At 58.2% G+C, this 19056-nt stretch carries 20 protein-coding genes; 9 read left to right on the forward strand and 11 right to left on the reverse strand.

The features are described 5' to 3' along the window. Positions 1-5 precede the first annotated feature (5 nt). From ACR0D7_RS15270 to ACR0D7_RS15280, 3 genes are all read right to left on the reverse strand, one after another. Positions 6-1577: a DUF427 domain-containing protein gene (locus tag ACR0D7_RS15270; protein WP_480679764.1), complete on the reverse strand. Its 1572-nt coding sequence runs from the start codon at positions 1575-1577 to the stop codon at positions 6-8. 105 nt (positions 1578-1682) lie between these two features. Further along, entirely contained in the window at positions 1683-2384 is a 702-nt protein-coding gene (locus tag ACR0D7_RS15275; RefSeq protein ID WP_480679765.1) for a winged helix-turn-helix domain-containing protein, read from the reverse strand. Then, complete coding sequence (locus tag ACR0D7_RS15280; protein ID WP_170383900.1) at positions 2356-2643, reverse strand: hypothetical protein; 288 nt, start codon at positions 2641-2643, stop codon at positions 2356-2358. Before ACR0D7_RS15280 ends, ACR0D7_RS15275 begins: the two co-directional genes overlap by 29 nt. Positions 2644-2819: 176 nt before the next feature. Between ACR0D7_RS15280 and ACR0D7_RS15285 the strand changes: the two genes are divergently transcribed. The 4 genes from ACR0D7_RS15285 (at position 2820) to ACR0D7_RS15300 (ending at position 6776) form a co-directional block, all read left to right on the forward strand. After that, positions 2820-3308, forward strand: coding sequence for a hypothetical protein (locus ACR0D7_RS15285; RefSeq protein WP_480679766.1), 489 nt, complete (start codon positions 2820-2822; stop codon positions 3306-3308). Between the two features lie 109 nt (positions 3309-3417). Next, positions 3418-4035 (forward strand): ribonuclease HII, encoded by a 618-nt coding sequence (locus ACR0D7_RS15290; RefSeq protein WP_480679767.1) that lies wholly within the window; start codon positions 3418-3420, stop codon positions 4033-4035. A gap of 107 nt (positions 4036-4142) precedes the next feature. Further along, a complete protein-coding gene (locus ACR0D7_RS15295; protein ID WP_170383905.1) occupies positions 4143-5243 on the forward strand; it encodes a site-specific DNA-methyltransferase in 1101 nt (366 codons plus the stop codon). Between the two features lie 144 nt (positions 5244-5387). After that, positions 5388-6776 carry an adenylate/guanylate cyclase domain-containing protein gene (locus tag ACR0D7_RS15300; protein ID WP_480679768.1) on the forward strand — a complete coding sequence of 463 codons (1389 nt, stop codon included), beginning with the start codon at positions 5388-5390 and terminating at the stop codon, positions 6774-6776. A gap of 68 nt (positions 6777-6844) precedes the next feature. Here ACR0D7_RS15300 and ACR0D7_RS15305 read toward each other — a convergent pair whose 3' ends face one another. Together ACR0D7_RS15305 and mutY are read right to left on the reverse strand one after the other, a co-directional pair. Beyond that, positions 6845-7981, reverse strand: coding sequence for an alkane 1-monooxygenase (locus tag ACR0D7_RS15305; RefSeq protein ID WP_480679769.1), 1137 nt, complete (start codon positions 7979-7981; stop codon positions 6845-6847). Positions 7982-8050: 69 nt separating this feature from the next. Continuing rightward, positions 8051-9106 carry an A/G-specific adenine glycosylase gene (gene mutY, locus ACR0D7_RS15310; protein WP_480679770.1) on the reverse strand — a complete coding sequence of 352 codons (1056 nt, stop codon included), beginning with the start codon at positions 9104-9106 and terminating at the stop codon, positions 8051-8053. Between the two features lie 81 nt (positions 9107-9187). Here mutY and ACR0D7_RS15315 point away from each other — a divergent pair, with 81 nt between their 5' ends. Together ACR0D7_RS15315 and ACR0D7_RS15320 are read left to right on the forward strand one after the other, a co-directional pair. Continuing rightward, positions 9188-9694, forward strand: coding sequence for a DUF721 domain-containing protein (locus tag ACR0D7_RS15315; RefSeq protein WP_480679771.1), 507 nt, complete (start codon positions 9188-9190; stop codon positions 9692-9694). Positions 9695-9708: 14 nt separating this feature from the next. Beyond that, positions 9709-10371: a DsbA family protein gene (locus tag ACR0D7_RS15320; RefSeq protein ID WP_170571716.1), complete on the forward strand. Its 663-nt coding sequence runs from the start codon at positions 9709-9711 to the stop codon at positions 10369-10371. Between the two features lie 38 nt (positions 10372-10409). On the opposite strand, the gene lpxK is transcribed toward ACR0D7_RS15320, so the two are convergent. The 5 genes from lpxK to ACR0D7_RS15345 all read right to left on the reverse strand — a co-directional run bounded on the left by lpxK (position 10410) and on the right by ACR0D7_RS15345 (position 16502). After that, positions 10410-11408: a tetraacyldisaccharide 4'-kinase gene (gene lpxK / locus ACR0D7_RS15325; RefSeq protein WP_480679772.1), complete on the reverse strand. Its 999-nt coding sequence runs from the start codon at positions 11406-11408 to the stop codon at positions 10410-10412. Beyond that, positions 11408-12631 (reverse strand): 3-deoxy-D-manno-octulosonic acid transferase, encoded by a 1224-nt coding sequence (locus ACR0D7_RS15330; RefSeq protein ID WP_480679773.1) that lies wholly within the window; start codon positions 12629-12631, stop codon positions 11408-11410. The genes lpxK and ACR0D7_RS15330 overlap by 1 nt, the downstream gene beginning before the upstream one ends. Continuing rightward, positions 12628-13428: an inositol monophosphatase family protein gene (locus ACR0D7_RS15335; RefSeq protein WP_480679775.1), complete on the reverse strand. Its 801-nt coding sequence runs from the start codon at positions 13426-13428 to the stop codon at positions 12628-12630. The genes ACR0D7_RS15330 and ACR0D7_RS15335 overlap by 4 nt, the downstream gene beginning before the upstream one ends. Then, positions 13415-14761, reverse strand: a complete 1347-nt coding sequence (locus ACR0D7_RS15340) for a TldD/PmbA family protein (RefSeq protein WP_480679776.1) — start codon at positions 14759-14761, stop codon at positions 13415-13417. The genes ACR0D7_RS15335 and ACR0D7_RS15340 overlap by 14 nt, the downstream gene beginning before the upstream one ends. A gap of 217 nt (positions 14762-14978) precedes the next feature. Next, the gene (locus ACR0D7_RS15345) at positions 14979-16502 is read right to left on the reverse strand and encodes a DUF2125 domain-containing protein (RefSeq protein WP_480679777.1); all 1524 of its coding nucleotides are present in this window, start codon (positions 16500-16502) and stop codon (positions 14979-14981) included. Between the two features lie 138 nt (positions 16503-16640). Here ACR0D7_RS15345 and ACR0D7_RS15350 point away from each other — a divergent pair, with 138 nt between their 5' ends. The 3 genes from ACR0D7_RS15350 to ACR0D7_RS15360 are packed head-to-tail and all read left to right on the forward strand — an operon-like array spanning position 16641 to position 18723. Then, positions 16641-17384: an SDR family oxidoreductase gene (locus tag ACR0D7_RS15350; protein WP_480679778.1), complete on the forward strand. Its 744-nt coding sequence runs from the start codon at positions 16641-16643 to the stop codon at positions 17382-17384. Further along, entirely contained in the window at positions 17381-17989 is a 609-nt protein-coding gene (locus ACR0D7_RS15355) for an enoyl-CoA hydratase/isomerase family protein (protein ID WP_480679779.1), read from the forward strand. The genes ACR0D7_RS15350 and ACR0D7_RS15355 overlap by 4 nt, the downstream gene beginning before the upstream one ends. Next, the gene (locus ACR0D7_RS15360) at positions 17986-18723 is read left to right on the forward strand and encodes a VOC family protein (RefSeq protein ID WP_480679780.1); all 738 of its coding nucleotides are present in this window, start codon (positions 17986-17988) and stop codon (positions 18721-18723) included. Before ACR0D7_RS15355 ends, ACR0D7_RS15360 begins: the two co-directional genes overlap by 4 nt. On the opposite strand, the gene ACR0D7_RS15365 is transcribed toward ACR0D7_RS15360, so the two are convergent. Further along, positions 18724-19020, reverse strand: a complete 297-nt coding sequence (locus tag ACR0D7_RS15365; protein ID WP_480679781.1) for an HNH endonuclease — start codon at positions 19018-19020, stop codon at positions 18724-18726. Positions 19021-19056: the final 36 nt, after the last annotated feature.

Genomic DNA, 19056 nt, shown 5'->3' on the forward strand with positions numbered 1-19056 from the left:
GGGTATCACGTGTTCAGCACTGTATCCGCCGACGTTCTGAGCGCATAGGATGTTACCGGCTGGGACACGTTGTGCAGCTTGATTTCGCCCAGGGGCAAAGCACTGGCGCAAGCGGGTTGAATGTCGGCTGAGACAACAATCCGATGCCCCACTTTTTTCCCGTATTCCCCCAGGCGGGCGGCGATATTTGCGGCTTGCCCGATGACGGTGAAATCCAATCGCTCGCGCGATCCGACATTGCCGTAGGTGACCCGTCCAAAGGCCACTCCGATGGAGCAATCACAATAGGTGTCGTCGCCGGAAACGCGCAGCTCACCCAGTTTCTCGACAATTTCGATGGCAGAGCGCTGTGCGCTCCCTCGTGCTGCGATCGAATCTTCACCCTCGGGAAAGACGGCCAACACAGCGTCGCCGATGAATTTCAATACCTCGCCACCATTGTCATGCACGATACCTGAAACGGTTTCGAAAAAATCGTTCAACAGGCTGATGTAAGCTGTACGGCCAAGCTTCTCTTCCAAACTGGTTGAATTACGCAAATCGCAAAACATGATGGCGGCGTCGATCTCATCTCCATCGCCGCGTCGGATCTCACCGCCCAGAACGCGCGCGCCAGAGCGTTTGCCCACATATGTTTCCAGCAGTACCTGCGCGTTCTCGCGTTGCATGAAGACCTCATAGAAACGGGCGATGACGGATGAGCATTCGAACACCAGCCCAAGGTTTTCCGTGGTGAACCCGTCCGGGTGGTCACAGGTCAGGGTCAGCACATTGGTCCTGCCATCCGAGAACGGAAGTGGCATGGCAACATAGTCGGTCGCGCCCTTGGCTCGCAAATCCTCCATGATCGGAAAGCTGTTCTGGGGGTTTTCGTCGTTTAGCCGCTGACGTACGCCGCCCAAACCGTTTGAGACATGGCGCAGGGGGCTGTTGATATAGGCGGGATGATCGTGGATTTCATAGGTCGGCACATTGGTCGAAATTTCTGCCTCACCCTTCTCCCAGATATAATGTTTGCCGGCGATCAGCGGATGTAGAGACCAGGTCAGGATACTTAGGCGCTGAATGGCAATGCCATGTTCCAGCATTTTTTCGGCAAGCGCTTTGGTAAAGGCTTCGGGAGTGCCATTTTCGGATGCGCCACGCATCAGCCAATCAATCAAGGGGCCGCTAATGTTTCCGTCATCGGGCTCTCGCAGGGTGTTTTCGCCTAGATCGACATGTGTGTAGGCGCTGGGCATGAAGCCGACACATCCCTGAATAGCGATACTTTCTGGCAGCGCTTCTTCGTAGGCCCAGACGGAATTGGCTAGCCGCTGACCGTCCAGAATAACGTCGTGATAGGTTGCAGTCCCTTTGAATGGACAAAAAGTTTGCAGGTCGGTTTCCTCGCCCAGATCAACGCAGACATCCGCACGCGGGATGTAGAGCGTGGCGGGCAGCCGCGTTTCATACATGACTTTGGCATTGGAGCTTTTGGCCAGCAGAATGTCATCTCGGTAAATCTCGATCTGGCCGGTCAGCGGCTCGACCGAGATTCCATAGCCTTTGGTTTTGGGTGTGGTATGGACGTTCATCATCAGACTCCCTGACGTGAGTCCTTATAGGATGGGCTTTTGGATTGAGTATTCCAAGAGGTTTCATCGCTAATTTATCACGCCGCCCCTTTGGGTGCGTCCGGATCAGACCATCTGAATCACGTTTTTTTCGATCGATAGCATGTAGCCCTTTTTGGCGATGTTCTTGACCAACAACTCGCTAACCATCTGATTGCCCAAAGCATCGCGCAGCCGTTTGATCCGGGTGGCTCCTGCTGCCTCATCGCAATCGGCGGCGTCTTTGCCGGAGATCATCGCCTCGATCTGCACGCCGGACAGAACCTCGTCATCCAGACGGGATTCAGCCAGCACTGACAGGGTTTCCATCGCCGCCGGGGTCAGCTTGAAATCCATGTTGTTGAGGTAGACGGTGTTTTCTTCCCGGCTGATCAGTAGTGAGGTCACCTGAATGCCTGTACGTTCGATCTGTGCCATTCGGCGATTCAACAGCACGAGCATCACCAGGAACACCAGCGCTGTGACCAGCATAGCGCTGGCAAAGACTAGCAGGACAAAAATAACCATTCGGTAACTGGACAGCGTGTCAGCAAAGGCGGTGCCCGATTGCGCCAGAATTTCAAGCAGGCGGATCTCAGTCTGCGAGGTTAGATCGCTTTCGACAAACAAACGCTCGACCCGCGCGTTGAAAGCGTTGGCATCTGGCAGCGTCCAGAACAAAAAAATCGCTGCCGTTACCAGAATCAACACGATCGCCGCTATGCCTGCGCCGACCAGTCTGACACCGGATCGACGGGCTTCAGTAACGGAGATAGAATTTTCCGGCATTGGCCTTCCTTTTATCCAACCCTTCTGGTCCGAATACGGACATGACGTTCAGCAAGGTCCAACCCGACCCTTTCAGGCGCTGGGCGACCTCTTTCTTGGCCTTTCCCTTACCGCAGGAGTTCACCTGCATAACGCCATAATGCAGGCGCAGCGGATTGTCCTGCTTGGCCTTGTAGTCGGCATAACAATCCGCCGCCGACGCAGTGGTTCCAAGCGTTATCAGGGCCAAAACGGCCAGAGAAGAGAGGATCTGTTTCATAGGCCGCATCCTGCGCACGGGTCGGCCTGATATTCAATAACCTAAAGGGTTTCCGGGGCCTGATATCGGATAACACCGGCCCGTTATTGCTTGTCGGAGTGGGCTGCAAACAGTGTCGGGACATCGAGCAAATGGCCCAGCACCGGGCGCATTAGGACTATTGAAGGACAAGCACCATGCACAAGAGATTCATCGCCTTGATCGTGGCGTCTGCGGTTGCCATTACAGGTATCTCGGCTTCGCAGGCGCGGGCGGCTGATGCCGAAGACATTATTGGCGGGTTGGCGGCCATCGCGCTGCTTGGCGTTGCCGTGAAGCATTTTAGCGACGAAAGCAAAAAGAACACCGTGACGCATAACTATAATCACATATATAAGGCGCCTAAGAAACATGTGCGCAAGCAGCCAAAACACAGGCCGCATCACGTGCGCCCGCTGCCAAAGCGTGTTGCACGCTACAACTTGCCACAACGATGCTTGCATACGTTCAAAGGATATTCCCCGAAGCGCCCGCTGCTGGGGACGCAGTGCCTTAACAAGCACTACAAATACAGCGATAGCCTGCCGCAACAGTGCAAGGTCGGGTTCTGGAACGGCAAAAAGGTCAAGCGGGCTTACGAACCTGCCTGCCTGCGCCAGAAAGGATACCGCGTGAGTTACAAGTAACAGATTTCGAGCAGGAGTGGCGCCGCAGAAGCGCCACGCGGGAGAGGGTGGCGCAAGCCGCCCTCTCTTTTTTCTTGCGATGCGAGGCGAAACACGATCTTCCGGGGGTATGACGACACCTGACTTTGAACTTGAAAAGGCGCTGTTGGCGCGCGGTTGCCTGAGGATCGCTGGCGTGGATGAGGTTGGGCGCGGGCCATTGGCCGGGCCTGTGGTCGCAGCCGCTGTTATCCTGAACCCCGACGATATTCCGGACGGGTTGAACGATTCTAAAAAGTTGACGGCAAAACGCCGCGAGGCTCTGGACAGCGCCTTGCGGGAACGGGCCGAAATCGCGGTGGCCGAAGCCTCGGTGGCCGAGATTGACGAGATCAACATTCTGCGGGCCTCTCACCTGGCGATGGCGCGGGCGATAGCGGCGTTGGATCCGGCCCCCGATTTTTTGCTGATAGATGGCAATATGATACCTCGCGGGCTGAAAATCCCGTCACAGGCAGTGGTCAAGGGCGATGCCCGTTCCGTCTCAATCGCGGCCGCTTCGATCATCGCCAAAAACTGGCGCGATCAACTGATGGTGGATTTGGCGCAACAGCATCCCGGCTATGGCTGGGAGACAAACGCCGGTTATCCGTCGAAACAACACCGCGAAGCGCTGCAAAATCTTGGTGTAACCCCACACCATAGACGTTCGTTCAAGCCAGTACACAATATCTTGTATCAAGAGTAAATTGTAAGTTGCTGATTCAAAAAAGAAATTGACGCCGAATCGTCTTTGACTCATCCTTGTCTCAACCAAATGAGCGCAAAAGCGCCGTGGATACTTGAGGCAGTAAAATGACAACAACCACCAAAAAGGGCGCAAAAGCGCTCCCTTTAAACACGATTCTATCCGGGGACTGCATCGATGTGATGAACAGTCTGCCCGAGGCGTCGGTGGACCTTATCTTTGCAGATCCGCCCTATAACCTGCAGCTGAAAGGCCAGTTGCATCGCCCCGATAACAGCCAGGTAGATGCGGTCGACGATCACTGGGATCAGTTTTCCAGCTTTGGTGCTTATGACCAGTTCACACGCGACTGGTTGAAAGCCGCGCATCGCCTGTTGAAGCCAAATGGCGCGATCTGGGTGATTGGTTCCTATCACAATATCTTCCGTGTGGGCTCGGCTCTGCAGGACGCGGGATATTGGATTTTGAACGATGTTGTGTGGCGCAAATCCAACCCGATGCCGAATTTCCGCGGTAAACGCTTCACCAATGCTCATGAGACGATGATCTGGGCGTCGAAACGCGAAGGTGCGAAATACACATTCAACTACGAAGCGCTGAAAGCCCTGAATGAAGGCGTGCAGATGCGTAGCGACTGGGTGCTGCCGATCTGCACCGGGCATGAGCGCCTGAAAGACGAAAACGGCGACAAGGCGCATCCGACGCAGAAACCAGAATCGCTGTTGCACCGCGTGCTGATCGGTTCGACCAATCCGGGCGATGTTATTTTGGACCCGTTCTTTGGCACCGGGACAACAGGCGCCGTTGCCAAGATGCTGGGGCGTGAGTTCATCGGCATCGAGCGCGAGGAAAACTATCGCAAAGTGGCCGAAAAGCGCATCGCCAAGGTTCGCAAGTTCGACCGCGAGGCGCTGGAAGTCAGCGCCAGCAAACGTGCCGAACCGCGTGTGCCTTTTGGCCAGTTGGTGGAACGCGGCATGCTTCGTCCGGGTGAGGAGCTGTACTCCATGAACCAGCGTCACAAAGCCAAGGTCCGCGCCGATGGCACGCTGGTCGGCGACAACGTTAAAGGCTCGATCCATCAGGTGGGCGCGCACCTGGAAAACGCGCCGTCCTGCAACGGCTGGACATACTGGTGCTTTAAACGTGATGGCAAGACGGTGCCGATCGACGTGCTGCGCCAGCAGATCCGGGCCGAGATGAACTGATTTCACGAACACCGCCGGTGCCTGTGGCCTGACACTAGGCACTACGCCTTGCCCCGCCGACCTCGGCGGGGTCTTTTGTTTTGAGGATGTCTGGTCTCGAAGTCTGCCTTCTGTATTCTGCGGTGCAGTGAAGGAGCCTTAGCGATGACGGATACTACAGCCAGCCCATCCCGCCTTGACCGGCTCTCGGTGACACGTCCGGACAATTTCGATCTGGACAACAAATACACCGAGGCCGCGCTGGAGCGGCACAAACGTGAAGGGCTGGAGCTTGCTGTCCGCGCCCGGTGGATCGCTATGGGACTGACTGCGGTTCTGCTGGTTTTCCTCAACCCGCAATGGGAAGTGCTTTGGTATCACTTCATCCTGCTGCTGATCTGCGCGAACGGCTGGTTTATTCGGCGAGCAGGCCGGGTGGGGCAATCACGAGCCGAGTTGCTGCTGATTTTTGTGGATCTGCTGATCATGACATTGGGCATGATCGTTCCCAACCCGTTCAGCGATGATGTACGGCCGCTGGCAATGCAGTATCGGTTCGACAATTTCCAGTACTTCTTCATCATTCTGGCAGCCGGCACGCTGGCCTATTCATGGCGCACGGTTATTGCGATCGGGTCCTGGACGGCGGGCGTCTGGACTGCGGGATGGATCATTGCTTGGTGGGTTGCGACACCGATGCCCGGTTTGAGCGAACGTGTGGCCGAGGCGTTGGTTGGATACCCGGATGTAGGTGAATGGCTGAACCCAAACAGCTTTATGCCTGAGCTGCGCATTCAGCAGGTCATTGTGTTCATGATGGTTGCTGTGACGCTTGGCATTTCAATGCGCCGACTCAATCGGTTGTTGATGATGAATGCAGGTTTGGAGAGGGAGCGAGCAAACCTGTCACGATATTTTTCACCCAACGTGGTGGACGAACTGAGCCAGAATGACGAGCCGCTAAAGCAGGTGCGCAAAGAGAACATCGCGGTTCTGTTCATCGATATCGTGGGGTTCACCAAATATGCCGCCGGGCGCGATACTTATGAGGTGATCGAAGTTCTGCGCGGGTTCCACGCCCGGATGGAGGCCGAGGTCTTCCGTCATCACGGCACATTGGACAAGTATCTTGGGGATGGGTTGATGGCGACTTTTGGTACGCCGGTTCCCACGCCGCTGGACGCCAGCAATGCGGTGGCTTGTGCCCGTGCAATGGTGGATGTGATCAAGCGATGGAACGTTGAGCGTCGACGGGCGGGCGAGCCTGAGATCAACATTGGGGTCGGGGTGCATTTTGGTTCGGTGGTTTTAGGCGACATAGGTGCCAACCGCCTGGAATTCGCGGTGATCGGGGATGCAGTGAACGTGGCCGCCAAGCTTGAGGCGATGACCCGTGAGCTTCAAGCGCGTGTGGTCATAAGCGAAGCAGTTCGGGCGCAGCTAGGGGTGGAGGGAAACAGCAATTCCGAGTTAATGGTTGGGTTCGAGAAACACGAAAACCGTGCCATCCGTGGGGTAGAGACCCTTATGGATGTGTGGGTGATGAGGGGGTGACGGCTCGCGCCGATGTGGCCTGCATCAAGGATGCCCGTCATATCGTTGGGCAGGGCAGCGCGCTGTTGTCAGGCCCTTGGGTTGGGGTTCAGGGACTTGTTGTAAGGCGTCCAGTCTGCGACTTCGGGGTAGTATGTGCGGCGCCATGCGCGGACACGGGGGTTCATGACGCGTCGCCAGAGTGGAGGGATCATGGCAGCGACCGTCATAACCGGATAGCCGTAGGGCAGTTGCGGGGCGGTGTCTTCAGAGTGATGTTGTAGTAGCGGAAAGCGTCGGTTGGGTTTGTAGTGGTGGTCAGAGTGGCGCTGCAGGTTAATCAGCAGCCAGTTTGATGCTTTTTGCGATGCATTCCACGAATGGCGTGGTTTGACATGTTCATACTTCCCCTCGCCCAGGTATTTGCGGGTCAGGCCGTAATGTTCAACGTAATTGACCAGTTCGAGCTGCCAGATGGCGACACCGGCCTGCAGCAGAAACAAGGCGAGGCCCGAGAAGCCTCCGACCAGGAATGCCAGCGCCAGCATGACGCCTTGCAGCGCCCAGTAGCGCCAGAATGGGTTGGCGGGATCGGTCCAGGGCCGATTCTTGCGGGCCAGCTTGTCCCGCTCGGCGCTAAAAGCAGAGATCAGGCATTGTTTCAGTACGCGCGGGTAGAACCGGTGAAAGCCCTCGTTATAGCGCGCGGTGACCGGGTCGCGCGGGGTGCCGACATAACGGTGGTGGACCAGCAGATGTTCGGACCGGAAATGCGAATACAGCACCATGGCCAGCAGGATATCGCCCAGCCAGCGTTCGAACCGGCCTTTCTGGTGCATCAATTCATGGCTGTAGTTGATCCCGATCGTGCCCGAGATCACCCCCATGCCAAAGAACAACCCGATCTTGGACAGTGTCGACAGGTGGTCAGCATGTGTGGCGTACCAGATCAACCCATATAGGGTTAAAAACTGCACCGGCACCCAAGTATTGGTCAGCAGGATGTACCAGCGCAGTACAGAATCATCGGCGTTTGGATCCGCGTTGCCAAGCTCTTGCCCGGTTAACTGGTCCAGAACGGCAAATGCCCACCAGGTCGATAGCGGGACCAGCAGCACCCACCAGCCACCTTCAAAAGCGGTGAACCAGATCAGCGGGATCAGCAGGAACGAAACCCAGAAAGGAAGGGCCGATTGCCAGCGAGACAAGGTAGCAGTTGCGATCATTCTGGGGCTCCGAGCAGCTGCGGCAAGATTAGTCCTAGTCCGATAGTGTGCACAATGGGTTACCGGGGGTTACCGGTTGCGCCAAAGGTCATGGGCCTTGCGCATCACGGTGGGCAAGTCGCTGGGGCGGAAGACGTGTTTTTCCATCACTATAAGGTCTTCGGGCGCGTAGGCAGGGGGCAAGGTAGCTGTCCAAATGCGCAAGATCAGGTGGAAATGGGTAAAAGTGTGGCGCACTTCACCTGCCATTACCTGCCAGTCAGCCGCAAACGGAGGGGCTTCGATCGGAGCATCGGACCAGTCCGAACCGGGCCATCCAAGCATACCCCCCAGAAGCCCTTTGTCAGGGCGGCGTTCCAGCAGGAGAGCACCGTCATCGCTTTGGGCGATGTAGACATGGCCAAAGCGCGTGGGTTTGGGTTTTTTCGGTGTCTTGCGTGGCAAATCATTCTGGGTTCCGGCTGCACGTGCCAGACAGGGTTCGCGGAGGGGGCAGATGCCGCAGGCCGGAGATTTCGGAGTGCAGATCGTGGCGCCCAGATCCATTACTGCCTGCGCATAATCTCCGGGTCGGATGTCGGGTGTTAGCGCGGCGGCTTTCTCTTTCAACAGCGGTTTTGAACCGGGCAGGGGATCGTGGATGTCGTAGAGTCGCGCCATAACCCGTTCGACATTGCCGTCCAACACCGTTTCGGGTTGGTCGAAGGCGATCGCCGAGATTGCGGCTGCGGTATAGGGGCCGATGCCGGGCAGCTTCAGCAGGGTGTCGTAGGTGTCGGGGAAGGTGCCTCTGTGATCTTCGCTTACCACCCGGGCGCATTTCAGCAGGTTGCGGGCGCGGGCGTAATACCCCAGACCGGCCCATTCACCCATGACCTGATCATCTGGGGCGGCGGCCAGCGCATCGACGTTAGGCCAGCGGGCGGTGAACCGCAGGAAATAATCGCGGACAGCAGTAACAGTGGTTTGCTGCAGCATCACCTCGGACAACCACACACGATAAGGGTCAGGTAACACGCCAGCCGCCCGATCCGATGGGCCAACCCGCCAAGGCATCTGACGCGCGTGGCGGTCATACCAGCCAAGCAGGGCAGCGCTCAGGTCTTGTTGAATGGTGTCACGCAACTTTTATGTATCTCCCTGTCGGGTTTCGCTGGCGTCCGGTGCCACGCCCTTTACAATAGCGGCGCAGGAGTTGGAAACCAGATGCAGCGCAGACGTTCTTCGACCCGCGGGTTCAAACGCACCGCGACATTGCTGAACGGCCAGATCAGGCGCGCCGGTGAAAGCCGGGGCTTTGCCGTATCGCGCCTTTTGACCCATTGGGCCGAGATCGTGGGCCAGGACATGGCAACCATCGCAAGGCCGGTAAACGTGGGTTATGGCAAAGGCGGGATCGGCGCGACGTTGACTGTTTTGACTACCGGCCCGCAGGCTCTGATGCTGGAGATGCAGAAAGAGCAGCTGCGCAGCAAGGTGAACGCGGTTTATGGCTATAACGCCATCAGCCGGGTGCGCATCACCCAGACCGCTCCGACAGGATTTGCCGAGGGGCAGGCCAGTTTCGACCACAAACCGAAATCGGCGAAACCCAAGATTGACCCAGAGATTGAGGCCGAGGCAGACAGAACCGCACGCGACGTTCACGATGGTGAACTGCGCGCGGCTCTTGAACGTCTGGGGAGAAACGTTTTATCCAAGCAGAAACGCTGAGAAAGGGCTGAGAAATGAGCCGTATTGCAACTGGAATCTGCGCGGCTGTCGCCATAGCCGCAGGCGGCTATTGGCTGTCGCTGTCGAATTCCTCTCCGACATATCCGTTGATCAGCAGCGCCGAGGCGCAAGAAGCCGATCTGGACACTTCGACCATTGTTGAGATGGTGCAGGGGGCCGAGGATGCGCCTGTCGAGATCATCGAATATGCGTCTTACACCTGCCCACATTGCGCGAATTTCCACACCGGCGCCTATAAGCAGCTGAAGAAAGACTTCATTGACACCGGTAAGGTGAAATTCATCTATCGCGAGGTGTATTTCGACCGCTACGGCCTGTGGGCTTCGATGGTTGCGCGGTGTGGTGGACCCGAGAAGTTCTTTGGCATTTCCGACCTGATCTATGAGGGCCAGTCCGAATGGACCAAGGCCGGTGGTCCGGCTGAGATCGTGGATGAACTGCGCAAGATCGGCCGTCTGGCAGGCATCGACAATGACCAGCTCGAAGCCTGTCTGCAGGACGGCACCCGCGCTCAGACGCTGGTGGCCTGGTATCAGGAAAACGCTGAACGTGACGGTGTTCAGTCGACCCCGTCTTTCATCGTGAACGGTAAGAAGGTCGACAACCAGTCTTATGGCGATTTCAAGAAGCTGATCGAAGACGAGTTGGGCAGCTAACTGCCTTTGCGACCGGCCTGTTCCGGGCCGGTCGCCTGTTAGGGCGACGGGGCAATCTCTAGCAGCATCTGCCGAACTTCGTCAGCGTTTTCCACTTTCAGACGTACGGGCAGAGTGACGACTTTGCTGCGAAACGCGGACGGCAGACGCACCGCGTCTTTTTCCGTGGTTACCATCTGAGCCCCCAGCAGGCGGGCCTCGTTTTCCAACCGAGTCATCAACGCCGGGGTCAGCGGCTGGTGATCGTCCAGTGCTTCGGCTCGTAACAGGGTCGCGCCTTGCTGGCGTAGGGTGGCAAAGAATTTTTCGGGGTGGCCGATACCTGCAAAGGCCAGAACGGGCGTATCGCGCCAGTCCATGCCGGTTTGCAGCGGTTCAACAGCGCCTCTGGCGTGTGGTGTAATCAGTTTTTGGCCCCAACGGTCCGCGAACTGGGTTTGTGCCTCTGCATCACCCAAAGACAGCACCAGATCAGCGCGCTTCAGCCCAACGTCAACGGGTTCACGCAACGGACCGGCTGGCAGGCACAGTCCATTTCCGAATCCGCGTGCCGCATCTACCACGATGACCGAGAAATCCTTTGCGACCGAGGGGTTTTGAAACCCGTCATCCAGCAAAATTACCGTTGCCCCGGCTTCGGACGCTGCGCGCGCACCGGCGGCGCGGTCCTTGGCAACCCAAACCTCGGCAAAGGCGGCGAGCAAGAGCGGCTCGTCCCCGACCTGCGCGGCCGTGTGTTTGCTGGGATCAACCCGTACCGGTCCTTCCAACGAGCCGCCATGGCCACGAGTAACCACATGCGTTTCGTGCCAAGCGTCGCGCAACTGTTCGATCATCCAGATGACGGTCGGTGTTTTACCTGTACCACCCGCATTCAGGTTACCGATGCAGATTACCGGGACGCCCGGCTTGACACCTGTACCTGATGCAACCCGTCGCGCCGTCGCGGCTGCATAAACACGCCCCAGTGGTGCCAGCAGGCGTGCCCGCAGATCCAGTTGATCAGGAGCGGTGTTCCAAAAATCAGGTGCTCGCATCAATCCGCACTCCGTTGGTCCAAGCAGTCCTGCACCATGTCAATTAGTTGATCTGCCTGTGGCGCGCCCTCGGACACGATTTCCCACCCGGCCAGAGCCATATTCGCGGCCCGGTCCGGGGATAGCAGTTCAACAACAGCGTCGCCCAGTTCAGTTGCACTTCTAACTGTACGCGCGGCCCCGGCTTGGTCCAACTGATCGAAAATTTGCTGATGCTGATGCACATACGGGCCGTGGATCAAAGCCGAGCCCAGAGCCACGGCAGCCAGCGGATCATGACCCCCTGCGCCGCGTTCCAGCGAGCTGCCTATGAATGTAACCGGCGACACCCGATGCCACAGGCCCAGATCTTCTGGCGTAGATGTCAAAACGACCTGCGTCGTGTCTTCGATCCGCCCAACATCATCCCAACTGGTGCAGCGCAGGTCCATCGCTTCCAGCCGCTGGTGCAAGGGTTCGGCTTCGGCCATGTCGGCTACATGCAGTACCAGCGTCAACCGCGGCAGCATCCGCAAAGCCTGACGATGGGCGCTAAGGACCGAGATAAACTCTTTGTCCAGCACATACGCTGCCAACCACACCGGGCGTCCTGCCAAAGCGTGGTTGGTTTCGATCAGTTCATCCTCGGGCCAGGGCCTTGGATTTGCGCTGACCTGCAAGGGCGGCGCTTCAGCAACCTTTCCTGAAGTAACACCAAGGCGGCGGACTGTTCGGACAGTTAAGGATGTTGTTGCCAAAATCGACTTAAAACAGTCGAAGGTAACGCGGGTGATATCCGGTAGCCACTTGGCCCCGCGCGCGACGTTGATGTCGATCTCGGCTTCGATCAGAATCAGTGGGATGCCGCGTTCTTCGGCCCGGGTGATCACGTTGGGCATCAGCCCACCACCGACCCACAGGCCAATTTCAGGATGCCAGTAATCCAGAAACGCACGGGCTGCGCCGCTTTGTTCTTGGGGTAGATTGATCAGGGGATAGTCTACCTGCTCCCAACGCTGCAGATCTGCCCCCGGAGGGGCTGTCAGCAGTACGTTCAGCGTGGGGTGAGCCTGCTGCAGCCTGAGGCAGAAATCGACCACTGCGCGCTGGCGGTTCTGTGCGTTGATATGAACCCATATCAGTTCGCCTTCGGGGCGCGGGATTTGCGGTTGATTGGCCGAGCCCGACACGCCCCAGGACAGAACCCGATACGCGGCCATGCTGAGGGAACGCGGTTTGCTCATGGGCGAATACCGGCACTGTTCGGGTCAAGTTTCGCGTGCAATGCATGATGTATGAATGCCCCCGCCGCGATTACTCCATTCAGGCGCGGATGCGGGTTGTTAAAGCGCAATGGATCACCCAGCCGGTTCGAGCATCTGCCGCCCGCTTCGCGGATGATCAGATCACCTGCGGCGATATCCCATTCCCAGCTGGGGCGCAGTGTCAGCATCCCGTCAAATCGTCCCTGTCCCACGAGGGCCATACGATAGGCCAGAGAAGGGCGATAGACCCGTCTAAATTCGGGCGCTTGGTTTTGCTGCCAATGGTGCGGGTTCAAATTAGGTTTTGCGGCCAATATCTCGGCTGATCCCAAATCAAGGGGATCGGATACCTGAATTGCGGTACCGTTCAGCGTTGCGCCTTGTCCTTTCGCAGCTGCGTAAAGCAGATCGCGCAGCGGCAGGTAAATCACAGCGGCTGTGACTTCGCCTTGCTCGGCGATGGCCAGAGAATGCGCCCATGTCCGAGAACCTTCGGCAAAGCTGCGCGTGCCGTCGATCGGGTCGATGATGAATACCCGGTCCCGTGTCAGGCGGTCATCGGAATCCTCGGTTTCCTCGCTTAGCCAGCCATAGCTCGGGCGGGCAGCTGGCAGGCGTTGCTCCAGCATTTCGTTGACGGCCAGATCGGCTTCGGTCACGGGGCCCGCGCCGTCGGGTTTATCCCAGCGCTGCGCCGTTTCACCCGAATAGCGGGTGGCGATCTTTCCGGCCTCGAGTGCGGCGTCGATCAAAAGGTGCAGGTCAGCTGCCGGCAAGTGTCATTCCTTCGATCAGCACCGACGGGACCACTCGCGACAAGTAAAGGCGCGCGTCGTTGGCAGGGATGATCCGCTTCAGCATATCACGCAGGTTACCCGCGACGGTACATTCGTTGACCGGGCGGGTTATTTCCCCGTTTTCGACCCAGAAGCCCGAGGCCCCGCGCGAGTAATCGCCGGTATTGGGGTTTATGGTCGAGCCAATCATCGACGTCACCAGTAACCCGGTACCCATGTCGCGCAGCAGGTCGTCACGGCTTTGATCACCCTGTGTAAGGCTCAGGTTCCAGTTGCTGGGCGACGGTGGCCCTGATACGCCGCGCGCCGCGTTACCGGTCGAACTCATGCCCAGCTTGCGCGCGTTTGACAGGTCCAGTGTCCAGCCCGTCAGAATGCCGTTTTCGACAATCGCGCGGCGCTGTGTGGCCAGTCCTTCGGCATCAAATGGGCGCGAACCCGCAATGCGGGGTCGATGCGGGTCTTCGATCAGCGACAAGTGTTCCGGCAGCACCTGCTCGCCCAGACAGTCCTTCAGCCAGGATGCTCCGCGCGCAATCGCGGCGCCGTTGCTGGCCGCCAAAAGATGACCGATCAACGAGGATGAGATGCGTTCGTCAAAGAGCACTGGAAACGTTCCCGTAGCCGGCTTTTTTGCGCCAACCAGTGCCACAGCGCGTTCGCCAGCGGTACGGCCGATCTCTTCGGGGTTGCGCAGATCGCTTTGGAAGGTGCGGCTGTCGCCGTCATAGTCACGTTCCATGCCCGTGCCTTCGCCCGAGATCGCCACGCAGGATATCGAGCGGCTGCTGCGGGCATAGCCGCCGGAAAAGCCGTTGGTCGCTGACAGATGTACCCGGTGAGTACCGTAAGCTGCCGCCGCGTCAGACACTTGCGAAACGCCCCGAACCGCCAGTGCAGCAGCCTCGGCGGCCAGCGCGTCCTTTAACAAATCCTCTGCCGCAGGTTCCGGGGATGGGTCGAACAGCTCCAGTGCAGGCAGATCCCAGTCCTTGGTCAATTGATCCGCGTCGGCTAGGCCGGTGAAGGGATCCTCGGGTGCTTCGCGGGCCATTGCAACGGCGCGTTCGGCCATCGCCGTCAGGGTTTCCGGGCGGCTGTCCGAACTGGATACGATGGCCTGCCGTTTTCCCAAAAATACCCGCAGGCCAAGGTCTGTGCCCTCGGATCGCTCGGCATGTTCCAGCGCCGCCCCACGCACTTCGACCGAAACCGAAGAGCCGTCGATGACAATAGCGTCCGCCGCGTCGGCCCCTGACTTGCGGGCCGCGTCCAGCAGGGATTGGCTGATTTCTTCAGGTGTACGGGTCATGCGGCCTCCGGTTGTATTGCAATTGACCTAACCTTGGGCCGCCCACCCCGCAAGACCTCAGGGCAGATAGATCAAACGTCAGGCCCTGTAATTTTGGCAATTTTCATGCCGCATGGGCAAAAGGTTTTTAAACTTCCATAGTCTGAGAGCTAGACCCGCAGACCTGAAGCGGGCCGCGGGCGAAGCTCTGGTTTATATGAACTTCGCCCGGTCCTCATCACTTGATGCGCTGACCATTGGCCAGAATTTGTCCGTCCTCGGTAAACTCGATTTTTGAGTTCAGCGTGTCGGGCTCTTCGCCGGGGACCGCCATCATGCCCATCATCATGCGCGCGCCGATGGCTTGATTCTCTTGCACCAGGCCCATGCTGATCAGAGTGTCGATCAATGCATTGGCACCCACCAGCTGCAGGTTCGCAACGCCTGCTGGAGTCGGCAGGCTGCCAAGCTCGGTTGCGCCTGAGTTATCGAAGGTGAAATCGCCGTCACCGGTCAGCTTGGCACCCACCAGCGATACCAGAAGTTCGTTGATTTTCAGCGAGTGCAGCTCTCCCGGAGCTTCGCCCGACGTCTCCAGCGCCTCGACAGAAGCCGGGTCGAAGAAATCCGTTAGAATCTTGGCGGTGCCGGTGGTGTCCAGCGCGATGGTTGCAGGGTCACGCGGCAGGGCGCCCGCGGGGTCAAAGATGCTCCAAAGAACGTCTGACATGGTGAAGTTCGTCAGATTGATCGCAAAGCCAAAGGGCTGGACTTCTTCGGACTGTTGTACGGGGAATTCGAATTTCAGCCCGGCATTGGCCATGGCAATCTCAATCGGGAAGGGTAGGTCAGCCGTAGTCACTGCCAGTTTCGCGTCGTTTTGCTCAATGTCATAGGCCAGGCGCTGTTCGTCGATGCTGACGCCGAACCGTCCGCCTTCGGATTCACTGCCCATCGAGAACGCCTGCCCTTCGCTAGATCCCGCAATCGCAGTTTGGCCAGAGGCATAGGTGAACAGGCCCGAGAATGAGAAGCCACCTTTGAAGAACGTTTGCGGATCGGTGCTGTCGAAATCCGCCGGGATCACGCTGGTGCCTTCGAATGCCAGTTGGTTCAGTTTTCCGTTGATCTTGCCGTCATCCGCCCCCTCGGGATCGTTGAATGCCAGATCATAGGTCAGCCCGGCGGCGGTCATGTCCTGATCGATCGAGCGGGTCTCGCCGATTTTCATCCGCGAGCTGCCTGTCAGGTCAGTCATCGCCAGATCCATGGCCATAATGTCATCCGGCACGGTCTCGTTGTCGACCTGTAGCCCGCCCAGTTTCATGCCAAGCGTGGGCGCGGAATAGTTATAGATCATGTCGTCGGGGTCGCCCGAGACAATCATCTCCAACCCGGAATGGTAGTATTCGATGTCGACAGAGAACGCCTCGCCCTCGGCCTCGCCGGACAGAGCCATCGGGAAACTTTCGGGCAGGTCGATGCTGACAGTCCCGTCACCGTTTTCTGTCAGGGTCATTTGCGGCATGGTCATCGTGAACGACCCGTCCGTGTCCGGCACGGATGCGACCGCAGTCATGTCGGTGATTGTCGTCACATTGCCCGAAGTGGCCTGGTTTGCCGAAATCGTGTAGCCCATCTGAGACAAATAGGACTGCCAGTCGTCCCAGACCTGCTGTGCGGTGACATCTGCAAACGCACCTTGTGTGATAATGGCGTAGGCCAGAACTGCGCCACTGCTGCGGCGAAGGAAAACGGACATTATAGAACCCTTCTTGATCAATTTTGCCGCATCGTCGTGCCTGCAGCGGCGGGCGTCAAGGGGCAAGGGCTGGACGCTTTCCCCGTTTGCGCGGTAGAGATTTACACAATCTCAAAACAACGGAGGTACACGGTCCGTATGCAGGGAAAAACCGTACTGATAACAGGGGCCAGCCGTGGCATCGGAGCCGAGGCGGGGCGCGTATTTGCCGCAGCCGGGGCAAATGTCGCGCTGGTGGCCCGCAACCGTGATCAGATTGAGGCTCTGGCGGATGCGCTGGGCGGCAATGCCATCGCGCTGCAATGCGACGTCAGCGATTTCGCGCAGGTGGAACAGGCAGTTGCAGATTGTGTTGACCGCTTTGGTGGGCTGGATGTTCTGATCGGCAACGCAGGCGTCATTGATCCGATCTTTCACTTGTCGAACGCGGACGTCACGGCTTGGGGCGCGGCGATAGACATCAACCTCAAGGGCGTGTTCTACGGCATGCGTGCGGCGCTGCCCGTCATGCGCGCTGCGGGCGGGGGCACGGTGATCACGGTGTCGTCGGGCGCGGCATCCAACCCGATTGAGGCATGGAGCCATTATTGCGCGTCAAAGGCAGGCGCAAAGATGCTGACCGAATGCCTGCATCTTGAGGAATCCATTCACGGCATCCGCGCCATGGGCTTGTCACCGGGTACCGTGGCCACGGACATGCAGCGCGTCATCAAGGACAGCGGCATCAATGCCGTCAGCCAGCTGGATTGGAGGGATCATATCCCCGCCGACTGGCCTGCGCGCGCGCTGCTGTGGATGTGCAGCGCTGACGCAGATGAGTTTTTGGGTACAGAAATATCGTTGCGGCGCGATGATATCCGCCAAAGGGTTGGTTTGACGTGATCGAATTTACCAAGGCAGATGGGTTATGGACGGTCACGCTTAACAACCCGCAAAAGGCAAATGCGCTGACTGGGGCGATGCTGACCGAACTCTGCGAGATTGCCGAAGCGGCAACCGAGGCGAGGGCCTTGATCCTGACCGGCGCTGGCAAGGTGTTCAGCGCCGGTGCCGATCTGGACGAGGCGCGGGCCGGACTTGCAACCTCGGACCTGTGGGAGCGGTTGTCGGGCGCTGTCGCCGCTCTGCCGTGCCTGACAGTTGCCGCTCTGAACGGAACGCTTGCGGGAGGGGCCAACGGAATGGTTCTGGCCTGTGACATTCGCATTGCAGTGCCGCAGGCCAAGATCTTTTACCCTGTCATGAAGCTGGGTTTTCTGCCGCAACCGTCTGACCCGGTGCGCATGGCCGCCCTGATCGGACCGTCGCGCACCAAGATGATTCTTATGGCCGGGCAAAAGATCACCGCTCAAGAAGCATATGGTTTTGGCCTGGTCGACCGCGTGGTTGAGCCCGACCAACTGATGCAGACGGCGCATGAGCTTGTAGCTGACAGCTTGGCTGCCGATCCCCAAATTGCTGCCGGAATTGCAAGGATGTGCCGATGAGATTGTCGGCCGTGCTATTGCGGGTCGCTGACCCAGAAAGATTGGCGGCATTTTATGCGGATATTCTGGACATGACCCTGCATGTGCAGGGCCCGAACCGCCGCCTTGGTTATGAGGGGCAGGATGCCGACCTGCTGCTGATGCCGGGTGGAGGCGGATACACGCATGACGGCGGGCAACGATACTGGAAAATCGGGATCACCATACCAGATGTTGATCTTGCTGCGGCGTATCTGCGCCGGAAGGGGGTCGATGTTTCGACTCCTAAACAGTTTCTCGACATCGGTTATATGTGTCATCTGAAAGACCCCGCAGGTTTCGTGATCGAGCTGCTGCAACGTGATTTTCAGGGAAACCGGCCCGAAAATGCTGCCGATCCTGCTATGCCTTTCGCTGGGGCCTGTATTGGCCAGATCACGTTACGTACAGGTGACATTGCTGCCGAGGATGCCTTCTGGCGTGCACAAGGAATGCGGCTGTTATCGGTGCAGGATGTAGCCCAATACGGATTCGACCTGCATTTCTATGCATTCACCGATGATAAGCCGCCGAATGCAGATCTCTGGTCGGTTGAAAACCGCGAATGGTTGTGGAAGCGTCCCTATACCACTTTGGAATTCCAACATCTTGCGGGGGCTCAGTTTGCTCCGGCACCGGATTATCAGGGATTGGAGATTCAGGGACTGACAGAGTCGCTCCGCGACGCTTTTGGCGATCCGCTCCGGCCGGGGTGATCATCGGCTCCGTCGCTTGCCCGGCACTTTCGAACGGAAGCCGGGTGGGCGTTTGCTCACCCAGGTCAGGAATTTCTCCAGCCGTGGATGGGCGCGCAATGTCTCGACCGTGTTGAACTCACGGGCCAGTTCGGCCTCGGACAGAGTGGCGTGCACCTCTTTGTGGCAGATGATGTGCAACAATACCGTGGGGCCGCCCTTGCCTCCTTTGAGTTTTGGGATCAGATGGTGCAGGCTGCCGCCGCCATCCGGGATGGGGCGGTCACATAGCGGGCAGATCGGGTCGCTGTTTGGCATGACATTCACAAATTTGCGCCGGATGGTGCGAAAGGC

The organism is Ruegeria sp. BB7, assembly GCF_056539365.1.

Excerpts from the sequence above, each read along its gene's own strand:
- ACR0D7_RS15270 (WP_480679764.1), bottom strand. The coding sequence starts at position 1,577 with ATGAACGTCCATACCACACCCAAAACCAAAGGCTATGGAATCTCGGTC.
- ACR0D7_RS15275 (WP_480679765.1), bottom strand. The coding sequence starts at position 2,384 with ATGCCGGAAAATTCTATCTCCGTTACTGAAGCCCGTCGATCCGGTGTC.
- ACR0D7_RS15280 (WP_170383900.1), bottom strand. The coding sequence starts at position 2,643 with ATGAAACAGATCCTCTCTTCTCTGGCCGTTTTGGCCCTGATAACGCTT.
- ACR0D7_RS15285 (WP_480679766.1), top strand. The coding sequence starts at position 2,820 with ATGCACAAGAGATTCATCGCCTTGATCGTGGCGTCTGCGGTTGCCATT.
- ACR0D7_RS15290 (WP_480679767.1), top strand. The coding sequence starts at position 3,418 with ATGACGACACCTGACTTTGAACTTGAAAAGGCGCTGTTGGCGCGCGGT.
- ACR0D7_RS15295 (WP_170383905.1), top strand. The coding sequence starts at position 4,143 with ATGACAACAACCACCAAAAAGGGCGCAAAAGCGCTCCCTTTAAACACG.
- ACR0D7_RS15300 (WP_480679768.1), top strand. The coding sequence starts at position 5,388 with ATGACGGATACTACAGCCAGCCCATCCCGCCTTGACCGGCTCTCGGTG.
- ACR0D7_RS15305 (WP_480679769.1), bottom strand. The coding sequence starts at position 7,981 with ATGATCGCAACTGCTACCTTGTCTCGCTGGCAATCGGCCCTTCCTTTC.
- ACR0D7_RS15315 (WP_480679771.1), top strand. The coding sequence starts at position 9,188 with ATGCAGCGCAGACGTTCTTCGACCCGCGGGTTCAAACGCACCGCGACA.
- ACR0D7_RS15320 (WP_170571716.1), top strand. The coding sequence starts at position 9,709 with ATGAGCCGTATTGCAACTGGAATCTGCGCGGCTGTCGCCATAGCCGCA.
- lpxK (WP_480679772.1), bottom strand. The coding sequence starts at position 11,408 with ATGCGAGCACCTGATTTTTGGAACACCGCTCCTGATCAACTGGATCTG.
- ACR0D7_RS15330 (WP_480679773.1), bottom strand. The coding sequence starts at position 12,631 with ATGAGCAAACCGCGTTCCCTCAGCATGGCCGCGTATCGGGTTCTGTCC.
- ACR0D7_RS15340 (WP_480679776.1), bottom strand. The coding sequence starts at position 14,761 with ATGACCCGTACACCTGAAGAAATCAGCCAATCCCTGCTGGACGCGGCC.
- ACR0D7_RS15345 (WP_480679777.1), bottom strand. The coding sequence starts at position 16,502 with ATGTCCGTTTTCCTTCGCCGCAGCAGTGGCGCAGTTCTGGCCTACGCC.
- ACR0D7_RS15350 (WP_480679778.1), top strand. The coding sequence starts at position 16,641 with ATGCAGGGAAAAACCGTACTGATAACAGGGGCCAGCCGTGGCATCGGA.
- ACR0D7_RS15360 (WP_480679780.1), top strand. The coding sequence starts at position 17,986 with ATGAGATTGTCGGCCGTGCTATTGCGGGTCGCTGACCCAGAAAGATTG.
- ACR0D7_RS15365 (WP_480679781.1), bottom strand. The coding sequence starts at position 19,020 with ATGCCAAACAGCGACCCGATCTGCCCGCTATGTGACCGCCCCATCCCG.